We start from the raw sequence: 14,601 nt of genomic DNA on the forward strand, positions 1-14,601 counted from the left end.
GGACGAGAAAAGCCGCTCCGCATCCGATTGATCGGAGGCGAAGCGGCCCTTTGCGCTATATCGGGGATGATTTATGGAAATAGCCCGGCAAGCCGAAGCAAGCCGTAAATCGCGACCGCCGCTTCTTCCCGCGTCGTATGCGTTTTGGGCAGGAAGAAGCGCTTGCTGCCTTTCTCCGATCCGGTCATCATGCCGCTGTCCGCAACGGCTTGCACGCTATTCTTCGCATAGTCGGCAATGTCCTTGCCGTCCGCGTAGGTGACGTGACTGGATACGGCAGCTAATTTCAGTCGGAGCAGGGCTGCGGCTCTCTCCAGCATCATTGCCAAATCTTGATGCGTAATCATGCCGTCCGGATTGAATGTTCCGTTCCCCAGTCCATTGATCAGACCAGCCTGATACGCGGCCCCGACTTCGTCCGCATACCATTTATCGGACGTTACGTCACGGAACGGCTTCTCGGCGTTGTTCGGCAAACCAAGCGCGCGAGTGAGCATCGCCGCGAATTGCGCGCGCGTCACCTGAACGGTCGGCGAGAACGCCGTAGTCGAAGTTCCTTCGATCAGGAGCCTGTCCGCCAGCGCGAAGATCCGATCCTTCGCCGATCGGCCCTCCATGTCCTGGAACGCGGCGGCTCTGGCCGCTACCGCGTAGGTACCGTAACCGGGTCGGACGATCGTAACCGTGGTGGTGCCGTCCGCGTTGCTCGTAAAGACTGCGGGCGCAGGGTTGACCAGCTGATTCGCAAGGTAGAGCGCGCCGGCTGCCTTCGGATACGCATCCTTCGGAAGGACGAAGGACTGCTTCACCGAATCCCTGCCTGAAAGCGGCAACGGCCGTACATCCGAGCCCGTTATGCTGCTCACTTCGAACGCAACCGGCGTTCCGATAACCGTAATCCCGGGCACCGCGCTTGAAAACGCGGCGCTTTGCGCGGCTGCGTTTGCCATCGTAATCAGCAGGTCCGCGTTGGCCGGCGCCTTGGCGAGCGCCGCTGCGGGCAGCGCCAGAGCGGAGGCTCCGTTGGTGAACACGACGGAGTTCGCCGCGTTGGACTTGAGCAGCAGCGCGACTTGGCTTGCGGACAAGCGGAGCTGCGATTGCTGCGAAGCCGCGACCGCGATCGGAACGATTACGGCTGCCGGAGCTTTGCTCAAGGCTTGCTGCAAGTCGGCATCGGCGATGACGGCCGTCACGCGGTTTCCGTCCGTTGTCATCATTGGCGTCACGACTTGCTTCGTTTGTCCTTGGCCGATGACGGCCTCCAACGCGTAATCCGTGCTTGGCGCAGACGGAACGATGACAACGCCGCCGGTTCCTCCGCCATCTCCTCCTCCGCTGCTATCATTGCCGACAAACAATTTGCCTTCCGCGACTGCCTGCGATTCATTGCCGCTCTCGTCCCAAGCGCGGACTACAATAAGGCCGCCATTAACAGGCGAAGAAGCCGGTACCAAATAGCTTCCTTCATAGTGCCCCGGAGTCGATGCGCTTTCCTTCATCGCGATCTCGCTTGCTTTCGCGCTGTTCAGTGCCATTGGATACTTGATCCAGAACGAAGCGTTCAGACCGGGATCGCTGTCGAAAGAAACGCGCAGCGTGTCGCCAGGCTTCAAATTCAAATCCTTCGCCGGCGCGAGGCTGGCAATATCCGGCGCGTCCATATCCAAATACACGTTGCGCGAGACCGTGGTTTCATTGCCCGCAAGGTCTTTCGCGGTGACGCGGATTACGTTATCGCCTTCATCCAGCAGACTGCGGTGCGTGAATGATCCGTCGGATTCGACCTTCGCCGGTTCGCCGTTTACGGTTAATTCGTCGAAGTATTCGTCGCCGGTCGTTCCCGTGACGGTCAGCGCTTCTTTATTCGTTCTAAAATCGTCCACCGGCGCATCCAGCGACAGACTCGGGCCCGTAACGTCCAGGATGACAACCGCAGGTTCGGAGCGATCCGTTATTTTGCCGTTCATCGCGAACTCGGCGGTCAAACGGTTCAGTCCGGGAAGCAGCCGGGCGACTAAGCTGAACTTGCCGTCCCGCGTCGTGCCGGTCGCGGCCAGATCCGCGCCGTTATACAAGTTGACGGTGGCCCCGTCGGCAGGCGCCAATCCCTGGACGTCGACGCTATCCTTATTCGTATGGTAGTTTGCGGCGGGGGAATCGATAACGGGCGGATGCAACGGATCGTTCACAAGAGCCCGAATCATCCAGTTCCCGTCCCCGAATACGCGCCACGTTCCATCGACCCCTTGCCAACTGCGGCCTGCCTGCGGTTCGTCGAGATCCACGGACATGCTGATTTGATTCGGATTGTCTCCGACTTGAATGCCCGCGACATAGAAATCGTCGTGCACCATTATCGGCGCAGGCAGCGATACGCTGGTCCACTCCCCGTTCCTTAAGCCCGTTCCCGGGAATGGCCCCGCCAACAGCTTGCCCGGAGAACCTCCCGGTCCGCGCGCGTCATAAATCGCATATTGAAACTGATCCGATCCGGGATCCGGCCAGTTCGCGTCCCAGAACCGGAACAGCGCGCCCGTCAGCAGCACGTTGTCCGATCCCGGCGTCATACGAACCGCATAGCCGTTTCCGCCCTCGTAATAAGCGAATCCGTCTTCGCCCGTTCCGTCGTCGTAACCGATCGAATTGGGATAGCCGACGAAGGGTTTGAGCGCCACGTTTACTTCCGCCGTACCGCCCGGAGAGGCCTTTACGGTCACGCGTTTTAACTGATACTCCTCGGAAGAGACAGACAGCGTGTAGTCGCCTTCGAGCACGTCCAGCTGGAAGGCTCCGTTCTCGTCCGTGCGGACGGGCGCGATATGGGCGTCCTCCATCGCCATGACGACCGCATCCGCGATCGGCTGCTTGGTTCGCTCATCGGTAACGACGCCGGCGATTCGACCTTGCGGTATGGCTTCCAAGTTGAAATCCACCACGCTGTCCGCATCCTTCGCGATCGTCACGGGCTTCGTTTGCGGATAATAACCGTAGGCCTCTGCCAGCAAATGATAATTTCCGGCTAGATAATGGAACGCGTATTCGCCCGTTTGACGGTTCGTGGGGACGGAAAGACCGGTTTCAAGCAGCGTCACGGTTCCGTTGGCCGGCAAACCTTGCGGCTTGGCCATGACAGCCGGTACGGGCGCGTTTTCTTCGACCGTATCCGTCGCCGCTAAGGAGAATAACGGCTGCGCGGGAGCCGGCTGCGAAAGCTGCGTACCGGCATAGGCTTGATCGGCTCGCATGATGGCTTTAGGCGCATCGACGTCCAGCACGCGGAAATTATCGATATACCAGCCCGCAAAACTAACGCCCAAGTCGCTTTCCATGCGGAAACGGAATTGAACTTGTTGGTGCAGATAAGGAGCGAGCTCGTAGCTGAACGTTTCCCAATGCTCGTCCGCGTTATTCCAATAGCCGTTGAAGGAGGCGATTTCCGTCCAGGTCGTACCCCCGTCGGCGGTAATTTCGAAACGGCCGAAATCATAATCGTCGATCTCGTAAAACTGGTGGAAAAGCACGGCCGGATGCTCGGCCTGTCCCAAGTCGATAACGGGCGAGACCAAGGAATAATCGCCCTGATTCGCGTATCTGCCGGCTAGGTTGGTTCCCCATACGTTCGGGGACGACATGACGCTCTTAGGTCCGACCGAAGTCGGGATCCCCCGCGCCCAATCGTCGTTTTGCCCGCCGTGCGTCCAGCCGTTATCCGTCGATCCGTCGAAATCATCCTCGAACAAAGGGATAAAATGGGGGATCTCGACCGTATGCGCCTGCGAAGGTTCGCCCGTGTTCCCGCTGTAATCGAAAGCGGCGACTTGATACTGGGCGATCGTATCATGAATCGCGCCGAAGTCCGTAAAGGCGGCCGATCCGGTCGTTCCGATCTTCTCGGGCGGTCCGTCTCCGGCAGCGCGATACACCTCGTATCCGGCTACGTCTTCGTCGGCCGGGGCTTTCCACGTCAAGCTTACGTTCCCGACGGCATCGGATACTCCCGTTAGACCCGTAGGCGCGGCAGGCGGAAGGGAGTCCGGAGGCTGTACGGACAAATCGTCGATATACCAGCCCTCTTCCAATCCGCCATTTTCTGCAACGGCTAGATTAAACAGGAGATCGATCCGCTGACCGGCGTACGGCCGCAGGTCGATGAATTGCGTTCCCCACTCGCCGTTCTCCCCGGTGAATTTGGCCATTTCGAAGCTGCCGTTACCGGTTGTCACGTATACAATGCCGTAATCGTAATCCGGGACGACTTTATACCAGTTTTTAAATGATAAAATGGCGCCCTCCGGACTCTCCGTCAAATCGATCGGCGGCGTCAACAGAAAGGAATTCGTTCCCACTCGATAAGGCGTCTCCAGATTGGAAGCGGCGGCTTTGCTTCCGGAATAAGCGGCTTTCGGTCCTAATTGAGGCGTGCCTATTCCCCACGTATTATATTGGCCGCCCGTCATGTAGCCCGTGGTGTCTCCTTCGAAATCCTGCACATAGCCCGGCTTGATGCCGTTCGAGACCTCCACGGAATAAACGGGGGATTCGACGCGGTTGTCCCCGTAGTCGGTCGCCGCGATGTAATATTCCATGCCCGCTTCCGGCTTCATCTCTTCGACGGGAAGGGGGGATTCGTATTGACCGGATTTAAAATCGCCGGACACCCTGTTCAGTGGCACTTCGATGTATTCGTCCGCATCTTTGCTTCTTACATAGGCTATTACTTGCTCGACGCTGATATTGTCGGAGACTTGGGCAGACAGCTTCGCGTCTCGGCCCTTATAAACGACCGATACGGGCTGATGCCCGATGGCCGGGGCCAGTTTATCCTCGCCTCCCGTCAGAACCTTCCCGGACACGGCGCCCGTGCCGGAATCGCCAACGACCGAACGGACGGCTGCGTACGCGTTAATGATCCCGTATCCATACGCTTGGTTCGGGGTATCGGGATAGTCCCCGTCCGTTCGAGGCGTAGCCGTGTCCTCCAACACTTGTTCGATTTGGTCGACCGTCAGGGAATGATTGGCCTGCATGAGCAATGCCGCGACGCCGGCCGTCAGCGGGGAAGCCATGGAAGTGCCATCCGCATACAGATACTGGCCGCCCGGAAAAGAGGAACGGATGCTTGCGCCAGGCGCGGAAACCTCCGGCTTCAGCTCGCCGTAGGGAGACGGGCCGCGCAAGGAGAAATAGGCAATCTCGCCATTGCTGTCGGTTGCGCCCGTAGCGAACGATTCCGGATAATTCCCCGGACTCGTCACGGAGCCCGGTCCGCCTGGATTGCTCGGCGTCATATTGCCCGCCGCAAAGGCCGGAAATATGCCCGCGGCACGCCAGGCCTGCACGATCGAACGATAGAACTCGTTCTTGCCGGCTTGCTCGTTGCCCCAAGAGTTGTTCACGACGTCCGGCGCCATCTCCGGGTGCAGCTCGCCACTGCTGTCCGTCGGCGCAAGCAGCCACTGGCCGGCGGCAAGTATAACGGCATCCGTCGACGAAGGATTGAATATCCGGACGGCTATCCATTTCGCGCCGGGCGCGGCGCCGATCCGGTTGCTTCCGTCTTCTTCCGAGCCTACCATGGTTCCCACCGTATGCGTACCATGGCCATCGTTGTCTTGCGGGAGCGGCGCGCCGCTGTGGGCATCATACCAGCTTAGCTCGGGATGGACGATTATGCCGTCCTCGTACGCGCGCCATTTCCGCTTCAAGGCCGGGTGCGTATAATCCACGCCCGAATCGATGCTGGCCACGACGATCCCGGTGCCGTCGATGCCCATCTCCCATGCTTTAGGAGCTTGCACGTAGTCGATGTTCCACTCCACGTTATCCGCGGCGGGCGCTGCCGTATCGGATGAAACGTCGGCTGCCGCGGCGTTCCCGGAAGCCGGTTCCTCTGCCTGCCGGGCATCATCGAGAAAATATTCCTGATTGGGAAGGATGCTTGCAACCTCCGGCCGAGCGGCCAGCTGTTCCATCACCTTCTTGGTGGAGGTGACGGCCATGGCATTGACGATAAAGAAGCTCTTATAGTCTTTGACGCCGCCGTTGGCGGACTTGGCTTTATCCAAGACGGCTTCAATGGAACCCTGCGTCTTGAATGCCGTTTCCCGCAAAGACCCGATCACGGCATTGCGCACGGAAAGTTTGGCGGCGGCGGGGGTGATTTTCTTCTTGAGCGCTTGTTCTTGCGCGAGCCGGGACGCCTCGGCAGCGTCCGCCTGCTCCTTCATCTTAATTAAGTAGGTAACGTATTCGGCCTCGCCGAACGCTTTGACCACTTGGGCATCGATTTTGGTAATCGCGGAGGAGGAGAACAGTGAACCGGAGTCCGTATGTACAGCTTCGTTATGTATAGATTCGTCCGCGGCCGCCGACGCCGGAAGAGTGAGGGCGAGTACGAGAAGGGCAGCGACCCAGACCGATAGTTTTTGCTTCCAGGCTTTCCAAATCACAGTGCATGTCAGCTCCTTGTCAAATGAAATAGAATCATCGAATATGCATTTCTTGTTGGGTTTTGAATGGATAAATGGTAAGAAAGCCTCCTCCCAGTCGAAAAAACAAGCCATATCGAAAATTCCGGAAATGATACAAGGCCTATTATAGGGTCGAAGAGAAAAAGAAGAGTAGAGACTTCCTTAATAGGGAGTTAGGGGTGTTAGGGGGGCTAGCTTAGGTATTCGGATGTACAATGGAGGTAAATGCTTCGGAAGCGGCGGTTATCTTATCAAAATATGCCATTCTTTGACGAGAACGGACACCGGTTTCCGCCATTTCTCGCGTTAAAATTAATTTAAATTTTTAAACTTTTAACGTTTTTCTAGTAAAAACCGTTCCGGTTGCCCCTCACATAGTTCGCATTGCGAGGTTATCAAGCCCTAAGCGGCGAATCGCCTGAACGCAAAAAAAACCGCAAGCGGACACTTTATCGAGGTGTCCCTCTTGCGGGTTCTTTTTTATTAAGTTCACGATAAGCCTTAATCGCTTTGCGGTGACATCTCGTTGTGAAACGCCGCGTCCAATAACATGATTTCTGCTTTTTGACTTACGGCATGGTTTCCAAGCTTTACATCAATGATAAAGTCATTGCTCAACATCTGTCGGTAACGAGAAATAATATCGTTGTCCGGCAATTCTCCCATTGCCTTCGTTTCAGGCGGGATGACGGAAATTCCAGCTTGTTCTGCCAGACGAATGTTTTGTTTAATATCAGCCGCGATCTTACGTAGAATGCCATCGCTTTTTGCTGTCTCTACACCCACCATTCCGTCATGCGTGTAGAAATGCTTGTTAACGATAGCCAAAGCAGCATGAGAAATATGGAAAGCCAACATTTCTTTTTGGATTTCATAATGCAAGTCCACCGTTTCAAATAATCGGGCAAGTTCTTTGACCCTTTCGGTCACCAGTCCATTAATCTCGCCAAAAATGGTTCCTTGATGTTTTTCGGATCCGAATCGGGCAAATAGAATACCCTCTTTGATGTCTCCGCCGGCACCCGGGAATCCTGGAAGCAACCGTTCGCCCACGATTTTAAGCCAACTTTCATACCCAATGGTATTTGTCAAGGTGACAATGGTTTTGCTCAGGTTATTCTTGATCGCAGTCAGGGCAGAATCTGCATGGTCATAACGTACGGGAACAAAAATGCAATCATAAATGTCGTCGTTTTCAAGCTTTTCAATTGTCTTGACCGATATTTGCTTTATCGTTCCATTATCGTTGTACAGCAGTCCGTTTCTTCTCAGTTCATCCAGTCTATTTCCGCGAGCCAGCATGGTTACGTCCTGTCCGTACTGTGCAAAACGCAGGGCATAGACACTGCCGATAACACCTGCGCCAAATATCAAAATTCTATATTGTCTAGTGTTCATAATAATCGTTTCCTTCCTTTCGCAAACTAACCACAATTGCTTAAGCGACACGTGTCGTATATGATAATAAAACAGTGCGCTTATGATTTCAACCAGCAGATGTAATGGGAAGTTGCATAGACAACACCTTGTGATATTCGATGTCTAAGAAGGGGAAGAGAAAATGAATCTGCAGGATCCAAGGGTTTTACGTACTCGACAGTTAATAAAGGAATCATTTAGCGAATTGTTGCAGAGTAAAGGATTCGATGCAATAACCATTAAAGACATCGCCCAGAAAGCTACTATTAACCGCGCGACCTACTATGCGCATTTTGATGATAAGCATGCTTTGCTCGAAGAGACCATCGAACAGGCTTTTTACGATAGGATTCCCGAAGAAGTATTGCATGCGAGGGAGTTTACAAGCGAAATATGCGATCAGTTGATCTTGCTGACATACCGCTATATCGTAGATTTTTATCAAATATGCAGAATGGATTCCAAGAGCGATTTTGCTAAGATTGTAGATGATAAAATAAAGAAAATGTTGGCGCAAACCATAGAGCGCCTATTTTTGAAAGAAGCTAGCCGCCAAACGGCAGTCCACCATCGTACAAGGATGTTGTCGGCGATGACAGGCTCAGCGATTTATGGAGCTGCATATTGTTGGTTTCGAGATGGGGAACCTGATCGAAATGATTTACTCGTAGAGATTGTTCGTCCCTATGTGATGAATGGTCTGGGTTTATATCGGAGTTGATATTCTCTCGAACGCTCGCGCCTCTCATTCAGACACGGTTGCGGTTCCGATTCCTTTGACGCCGGTTTCCATGACGCTGGGGATTCAACAGAACCGCGATGCCCATAATGACGGTGCATGCAGCGGCGCCGATTTCATAACCTTGTTCTCTTGCGCCTGCCAGCCCGCCGATCTCTCCGCTTGCAATCATGCACAGTCCGCAAATCATTCCTGCTACTCCGACCATTTCGAACACTCCCTTGTTTTTCTTATGGATTCATCTTATCGCATCGCAGAGGTGCGGATTAGTAGCCGTTATCATGAAAACCGGCTGACATTTGTCACATAGGCAGGCGGCGGGGCCTTCCCCGCGAATGGGGAAAAGGCGACCGCATGATGCGGCCGCCTCCATTAATCTTGCATGCTTACCGACCAGCATCGGTATACCGGGCGGATGGTTTACGGTATCGCCCTTATTACAGCTTCGTATCGTCCACGCCGTCCAGCCAAGCCTCGATTCCCTTCACCGTGGACGCGACGCCGCCCGGCTCGAACGGCGAGAGCAGGCCGGCATATTCGACGAGCTCGAGGAAGGACCGGCTTCCCCCTGCGCGGCACAGCCGCAAATAACTGGTCCACGCCTCTGCGGCATTCTCGTTCATCCGATTCCAATAGTCGAACGCGCACAGCTGCGCCAACGCGTAGTCGATATAGTAGAACGGATAGTGATAGATATGAAGCTGGCGCTGCCAAAAGCCGCCCCGCTCCAAGAAATCGTTGCCCTCGTATTGGCGGTGCGGCAAATACGTCCGCTCGATGTTCCGCCACATGCGCTTGCGCTCGGCCGGCGTCGCGTCCGGATTTCCGTACACTTCATGCTGGAACTCGTCCACGGCCGTTATGTACGGAACGCCGAGCAGCGCGCTCGAGAGATGATTAAAACGGTATTTGTCCGCGTCTTCCTTGAAAAACCGTTCCATCCACGGCCAAGCGAAAAACTCCATGCTCATGGAATGGATCTCGCACGCCTCCGCGGTGGGGAAGAAATATTCCGGGATGCGCAGATGGCGGCTCTCGTAAGCCTGGAACGCGTGGCCGACCTCATGCGTCAGCACGTCGATGTCCCCCGCGGTGCCGTTGAAGTTCGAGAAAATGAACGGCGCTTCGTACGCGGGCAGGTACGTGCAGTAGCCGCCCCCTTGCTTGCCGGGCTTGCTCACCAGGTCCATCAATCCGCGGTCGGTCATGAAGCGGAAGAATTCGTCGGTCTCCGGGGACATCTCCCGGTACATCCCGGCGCCGTTCGCCACGATCCAATCCGGGTCGCCCTTGGGCGTCGGGTTGCCCGAGCGGAATTTATAATTCTCGTCGTAATACTCCAAGCGGTCGACCCCGATGCGGTTCCGCTGGCGTTCTTTCATGCGGGTGGCCGCCGGCACGATGTGCGCCAGCACTTCCTGCCGGAAACGGCTCACCATCTCCTCGTTGTAATCCGTGCGGTTCATGCGCGCATAACCGAGGGCGACGAAATTATCGAACCCGAGCGTTCGTGCGATTCTCGTTCTGACCTTGACCAGCTCGTCGAAGACGCGGTCCAGCTCTTCCTCGTGCTCCGCCATGAACGCATAGCGGCTTTCCGCGGCCCGGCGCCGCATGTCCCGGTCGGTCGACTGCTCGAAGGGAATCAGCTGCGGCAGCGTCCGCTCTTCGCCCTCGAACGGAATCTTGGCCGAAGCGATCAGCTGCGCGTACGCGGACACCAGCTTGTTCTCCTTCTGCAGGTCCTCGATGATTTCCGGCTTGAACGTGTTCAAGGCCGATGCGGCCAAACGGAACAGCTGGCCGCCGAATCGCGTCTCCAGCTCTTCGCGGAAACGCGATTGGACGAGCGCCCGGTAGTATGCGGTAACGTATTCCTGGATGACCGGCTTGATCTCGTCCATGTAATCCTGCTCGGCTTTGTAGAACGCGTCGGCGGTGTCGACGGAGTGCCGGATCTCCACCAGCTGGGCCTGCGTCTCGAATTCGATGCGCAGCCGGTTGACGGCTTCCATCGCATCGCTCTGTTCTTGCGCGTTCGAGGCTTCGCCAAACGAATGAATAAGTGCCTTGAATCGCAGCCCAAGCTCCTTCGCATCGGGCCGTTCATACGGGTACTGGCTGAATTTCAGATCCGGATTAGCCATACGATCACGCTCCATCGCCTTTTTTTGGAAAACCTCTCCATCGCATTTGAAAACCGCCGCCGGCAATAATCCCATGATTTCCCTGCGTCACCAATAATTTAAACTACCGGCGGCCAAGTTGCAATGCGTCTATCGTAAGGGTACCTGGCTTCTTCCCGCGCGCTCGGCAGCCTGGCTCTCTTATTCGCCCGGAGACTCCGGCTGCCATTCGCAAATCATGACCAGCCTCCCGGCGACGAGCTCGGCGGTCAGGCTGCCGTTCATCTTGGCCATGAGGCTCTTGGCGATGGACAAGCCGATTCCCGTTCCGCTGCCGCTTCGGGTCCTGTCGGCGGTATAGAACCGGTCGAACAAGTAGACGATGTCCTTTTCATTCAGCTGCTCCGCACGGTTCTCGATCGTCAGCCTCACGGCCGCGGGCGTCTTCGCCAGCCGGATCGAGACATCGCCGCTTGCATGCTTGATCGCGTTCAGCAGGAGATTCTCGATGACGCGCTTCACCGCCGAAGGATCTGCCCTGACGAACAGATCCTCCTCCGCGATCGCCATTCTCGGCTCCAGCCGCCGCTGCAGAAACGGCTCGTAGAAGCCCGCCAGGACCTCCAAGACGAGGTCGTTCATGCGGATCGGCTCCGCTTGCAGCGGATAGTCGGGGGACTCGATCAGCGACAGCTCGAAAAAATCCTCCAGCAGCGCCTTCAGCCGGAGCGCCCCGTTCTTGACGGTCGCCGTGTATTCCGCCCGCCGTTCCGGCGCCAAATCTTCCGATTCCAGAAACTGCACGTAGCCGAGGATCGAGGTCATCGGCGTGCGGATATCATGCGAGATGTTGGCGACCGCGCGCTTCAGCTCGTTCTCCGAGCGGCGCCGCTCGGCATGCGCTTGCTTGGCATGGTCGATGAGATTGTTGATGTGCTCGGCCAACGGCTCCAGCCTGCCGTCGTAAAATGTCAGGTCCAGCTTTTTCTCCGTATGTCCGAGGTTGAACGCTTCCAGCTGGCCGCTCGCCCTTCGGAGCTCCCGCCGCAGCAGCAGCAGGCGGACGAGCAGGAAAGCCGCCGCCAGCATCGCCGCTATCGCCACGTAAGCCATTTCGCTCCCCCGCCTTCCGCTACGCCGCTTGATTTTTGAGTCGCCCGTTAGTTAGCGGCTTCTTATTTAATTTCTTTCTTCCGAAACACGTACCCGCCCAAGCACGCGAACGCCAGGTACGTCACGACCGGCACGAGAATCAGCCGCGCCGTCATGCCGGAGGAGGCGCCGGGCACGCCGATCGCATCCAGCAGATGGAGCACGGAATAATTTTGCAGCGTCGCCAGCCAAGCGAACTTCTTGGCCAGCTCGGTCATGATGATGTCGAAGAGAATGAAGAAAAGGATCAGGAGCCCGATTGTTTTGCCGCTGTCCGTCAAGACGATGGCCCCGAGCGCCATGATGGAGGCGAAAGCCGCCGCGAAGAGCAGCGTCAATCCGAGCGTACCCAACACTTCGCCGATGCCCGGCATATCCTGAAAACCGGAGAAGACCGCGGTGCAGACGGTCATGACGACGGGAAAGACCGCTGCCAAGGCCACCGTGCCCAAGGTGAATACGGACAGCTTGGCCCAGAAAATCCGCAAACGGCCGTTGCCGGAAGCCCCGATCGTCTTCATCGTGCCGATGGCGTACTCGCTGGAGATGAAAAATCCCGCGAAGATGCATGGCGCCATCCGGATGACATAGAAGTCGCCCCCGATCGCGGGGCCGGCGAACACGTCCCGCACCGACACCCCGGCCGTGCCGCTATCATAGAAGACCAGTATCGGATACAGCACGGAGAAGACGGCAAGCACGGCAAGCAGCGTCCGGAACGACCTGTCCTTGCGCAGCTTGAACCACTCCGACCGAAGCAGGTTACTCATGGTCCGCACCTCCGATCCGGTTCATGAAATACCGTTCCAGGTCCTCGCCCATCGGCATGAACTCCTCGATGACCAGCCCCGCCCGAACGAGCGCCGTCGAGACTTTGCCCGGGACGTCCATATACTTGAACAGCTTAATGACGCCGTCCGGCATGACGTCGAACTCGGTCGTGCCGAGCTCCGTCTCGATAACCGACGCGGCCTTTGCGGGATCGTCCGTCTTGACGTGCAGGAACTGCCGGCATCTGGCGTTCAGCTCCTCCACCGTCAATTGCTCGAGCAGCTCCCCTTTATGGATGATGCCGTAGTGCGTCGCCAGCAGATGCAGCTCGCTCAGAATATGGCTGGATATGAGGATCGTGATGCCATGCTCGACATTCAGCTTGCGCAGCAGCTCCCGGATCTCCACGACGCCCATGGGATCCAAACCGTTGATCGGCTCGTCCAGAATGAGAAATTCCGGATCGCCCAACAGCGCGATGGCGAGACCGAGCCGCTGCTTCATCCCGAGCGAGAAGTTCTTGACCTTCTTCCTTCCCGCCTGTTGAAGGCCGACGAGCGCGAGCATCCGCGCGACGCACGCTTTGCCCGGTATGCCTTTGAGCAGCCGGTGCGCCTCCAGATTGTCCGCGGCGTTCATCTGCGGATACAGCGCCGGGCCTTCGATAATCGTGCCGATCCGCCGCCGTGCCTCCGTCAAGCGCTCCTCGCCGGCTTGGCCGAACAATTCCACCGAACCCGACGTCGGATAGGCAAGGCCCGCCGCTACCCGGATCAACGTGGATTTGCCTGCTCCGTTTTGCCCGATAAAGCCGTATATGGCGCCTTTCCTGATGGCCAGGTCGACATTTCGGAGCGCATGCTGATGCCTGTAACGCTTCGTCAGCTGCGCAGTGCGCAGAACATAATCGCTCATTTCTTGTACCTCCCTCGTATGATGTCTCCAGTCTAGAAGGGAAATCATAAGAAAGGCTTAAGCGAATCCTTAAGAAGACCTTAAGTCGGTCGCATCGTTGACAGCAGCCGGTCCCCGGCCTCTCGCTTACGGTTTCAGCCGGTAGCCCATGCCCCAGATCGTCTCGATATAATCGCCGTCCGGATCGGCCTTCGCCAGCTTGCTTCTGATGTTGCTCATATGCACGTTGATCGTATTCTCGTCGCCGTGGTAAGGTTCCTTCCAGACGCTCGCGAACAGGTTGGCTTTGGTGAACACCTTCCTCGGCGAGGACATCATCAGCGCGACGATCTCGTATTCGCGGGCGGTAAGGGACACTTCGATCCCCTTGGCCCGTACGGATTTGGCCTCCAGATCGGCGGTCAAGTCTTTATGCGCGAGCGTATCGGCGGCGCTAGTCCCGCTCATCCTCCGGTATCTGCGCAGATGGGAATCGATGCGCGCGGACACCTCTTCGATATCGAACGGCTTCGTGATATAATCGTCCGCCCCCGACCGGAGGAGCTCGATCTTCTTGGCATTCTCCAGCTTGGCCGAGAGGATCAGCACGGGGGCTTGGCCGCGCGCGGCGACATGCGCCAATATCTCCTCGCCGTCCATGCCGGGCAGCATCAAGTCGAGCAAAACCATATCCCAAGCCTGCCGCTCCAAATGGAGCATCGCTTCGGTGCCGGAAAAAGCCGGCTGCGGCAGGTAACCGCTTCGACGAATGATGTCGCACAGCAGCCGGTTAATGTCTCCGTCGTCTTCGACGACCAATATGCGAACGGGTTGCGCCACCCGGATTCACGCTCCTTCCATCGCCGGTCAAGCACGTCGCTTGCCCTATGAACTCCCGTACATTCTAGCACACGGCGCCAAACCGTCACAATCGGGCCGGCGGCGTAGAACAAAGCCCGCGCACCAGCAAAAAAAACCTTGAGCGGCAGGTGCCGCCCAAGGTCCGGGTCCCGGGTATCTTATGATG

The 14,601-nt window shown here is 56.8% G+C and carries 8 protein-coding genes; 1 reads left to right on the plus strand and 7 read right to left on the minus strand.

From position 1 onward, the window contains the following. Positions 1-71: 71 nt before the first annotated feature. The gene (locus AC50YL_RS30125; RefSeq protein ID WP_494836898.1) at positions 72-6,452 is read right to left on the minus strand and encodes a S8 family serine peptidase; all 6,381 of its coding nucleotides are present in this window, start codon (positions 6,450-6,452) and stop codon (positions 72-74) included. 522 nt (positions 6,453-6,974) lie between these two features. Beyond that, positions 6,975-7,871, minus strand: coding sequence for a ketopantoate reductase family protein (locus AC50YL_RS30130; RefSeq protein ID WP_494836899.1), 897 nt, complete (start codon positions 7,869-7,871; stop codon positions 6,975-6,977). Positions 7,872-8,034: 163 nt separating this feature from the next. On the opposite strand from AC50YL_RS30130, the gene AC50YL_RS30135 reads away from it, so the two are divergent. Continuing rightward, entirely contained in the window at positions 8,035-8,613 is a 579-nt protein-coding gene (locus tag AC50YL_RS30135) for a TetR/AcrR family transcriptional regulator (protein WP_494836900.1), read from the plus strand. A 455-nt stretch (positions 8,614-9,068) separates the two neighbouring features. Here AC50YL_RS30135 and AC50YL_RS30140 read toward each other — a convergent pair whose 3' ends face one another. The 5 genes from AC50YL_RS30140 to AC50YL_RS30160 all read right to left on the minus strand — a co-directional run bounded on the left by AC50YL_RS30140 (position 9,069) and on the right by AC50YL_RS30160 (position 14,414). Beyond that, a complete protein-coding gene (locus AC50YL_RS30140) occupies positions 9,069-10,778 on the minus strand; it encodes a M3 family oligoendopeptidase (protein WP_494836901.1) in 1,710 nt (569 codons plus the stop codon). 180 nt (positions 10,779-10,958) lie between these two features. After that, entirely contained in the window at positions 10,959-11,870 is a 912-nt protein-coding gene (locus tag AC50YL_RS30145) for a sensor histidine kinase (protein WP_494836903.1), read from the minus strand. Positions 11,871-11,932: 62 nt separating this feature from the next. Then, positions 11,933-12,679: an ABC transporter permease gene (locus tag AC50YL_RS30150; RefSeq protein WP_494836904.1), complete on the minus strand. Its 747-nt coding sequence runs from the start codon at positions 12,677-12,679 to the stop codon at positions 11,933-11,935. Next, a complete protein-coding gene (locus AC50YL_RS30155) occupies positions 12,672-13,595 on the minus strand; it encodes an ATP-binding cassette domain-containing protein (protein ID WP_494836905.1) in 924 nt (307 codons plus the stop codon). Before AC50YL_RS30155 ends, AC50YL_RS30150 begins: the two co-directional genes overlap by 8 nt. A 126-nt stretch (positions 13,596-13,721) precedes the next feature. Continuing rightward, positions 13,722-14,414: a response regulator transcription factor gene (locus AC50YL_RS30160; RefSeq protein WP_494836907.1), complete on the minus strand. Its 693-nt coding sequence runs from the start codon at positions 14,412-14,414 to the stop codon at positions 13,722-13,724. Positions 14,415-14,601: the final 187 nt, after the last annotated feature.

The organism is Paenibacillus sp. J22P277 (assembly GCF_059383675.1).

What these genes read in the sequence shown, in the direction of transcription:
- AC50YL_RS30130 (WP_494836899.1), bottom strand. Translation starts at nt 7,871, where the DNA reads ATGAACACTAGACAATATAGAATTTTGATATTTGGCGCAGGTGTTATC.
- AC50YL_RS30135 (WP_494836900.1), top strand. Translation starts at nt 8,035, where the DNA reads ATGAATCTGCAGGATCCAAGGGTTTTACGTACTCGACAGTTAATAAAG.
- AC50YL_RS30140 (WP_494836901.1), bottom strand. Translation starts at nt 10,778, where the DNA reads ATGGCTAATCCGGATCTGAAATTCAGCCAGTACCCGTATGAACGGCCC.
- AC50YL_RS30145 (WP_494836903.1), bottom strand. Translation starts at nt 11,870, where the DNA reads ATGGCTTACGTGGCGATAGCGGCGATGCTGGCGGCGGCTTTCCTGCTC.
- AC50YL_RS30150 (WP_494836904.1), bottom strand. Translation starts at nt 12,679, where the DNA reads ATGAGTAACCTGCTTCGGTCGGAGTGGTTCAAGCTGCGCAAGGACAGG.
- AC50YL_RS30155 (WP_494836905.1), bottom strand. Translation starts at nt 13,595, where the DNA reads ATGAGCGATTATGTTCTGCGCACTGCGCAGCTGACGAAGCGTTACAGG.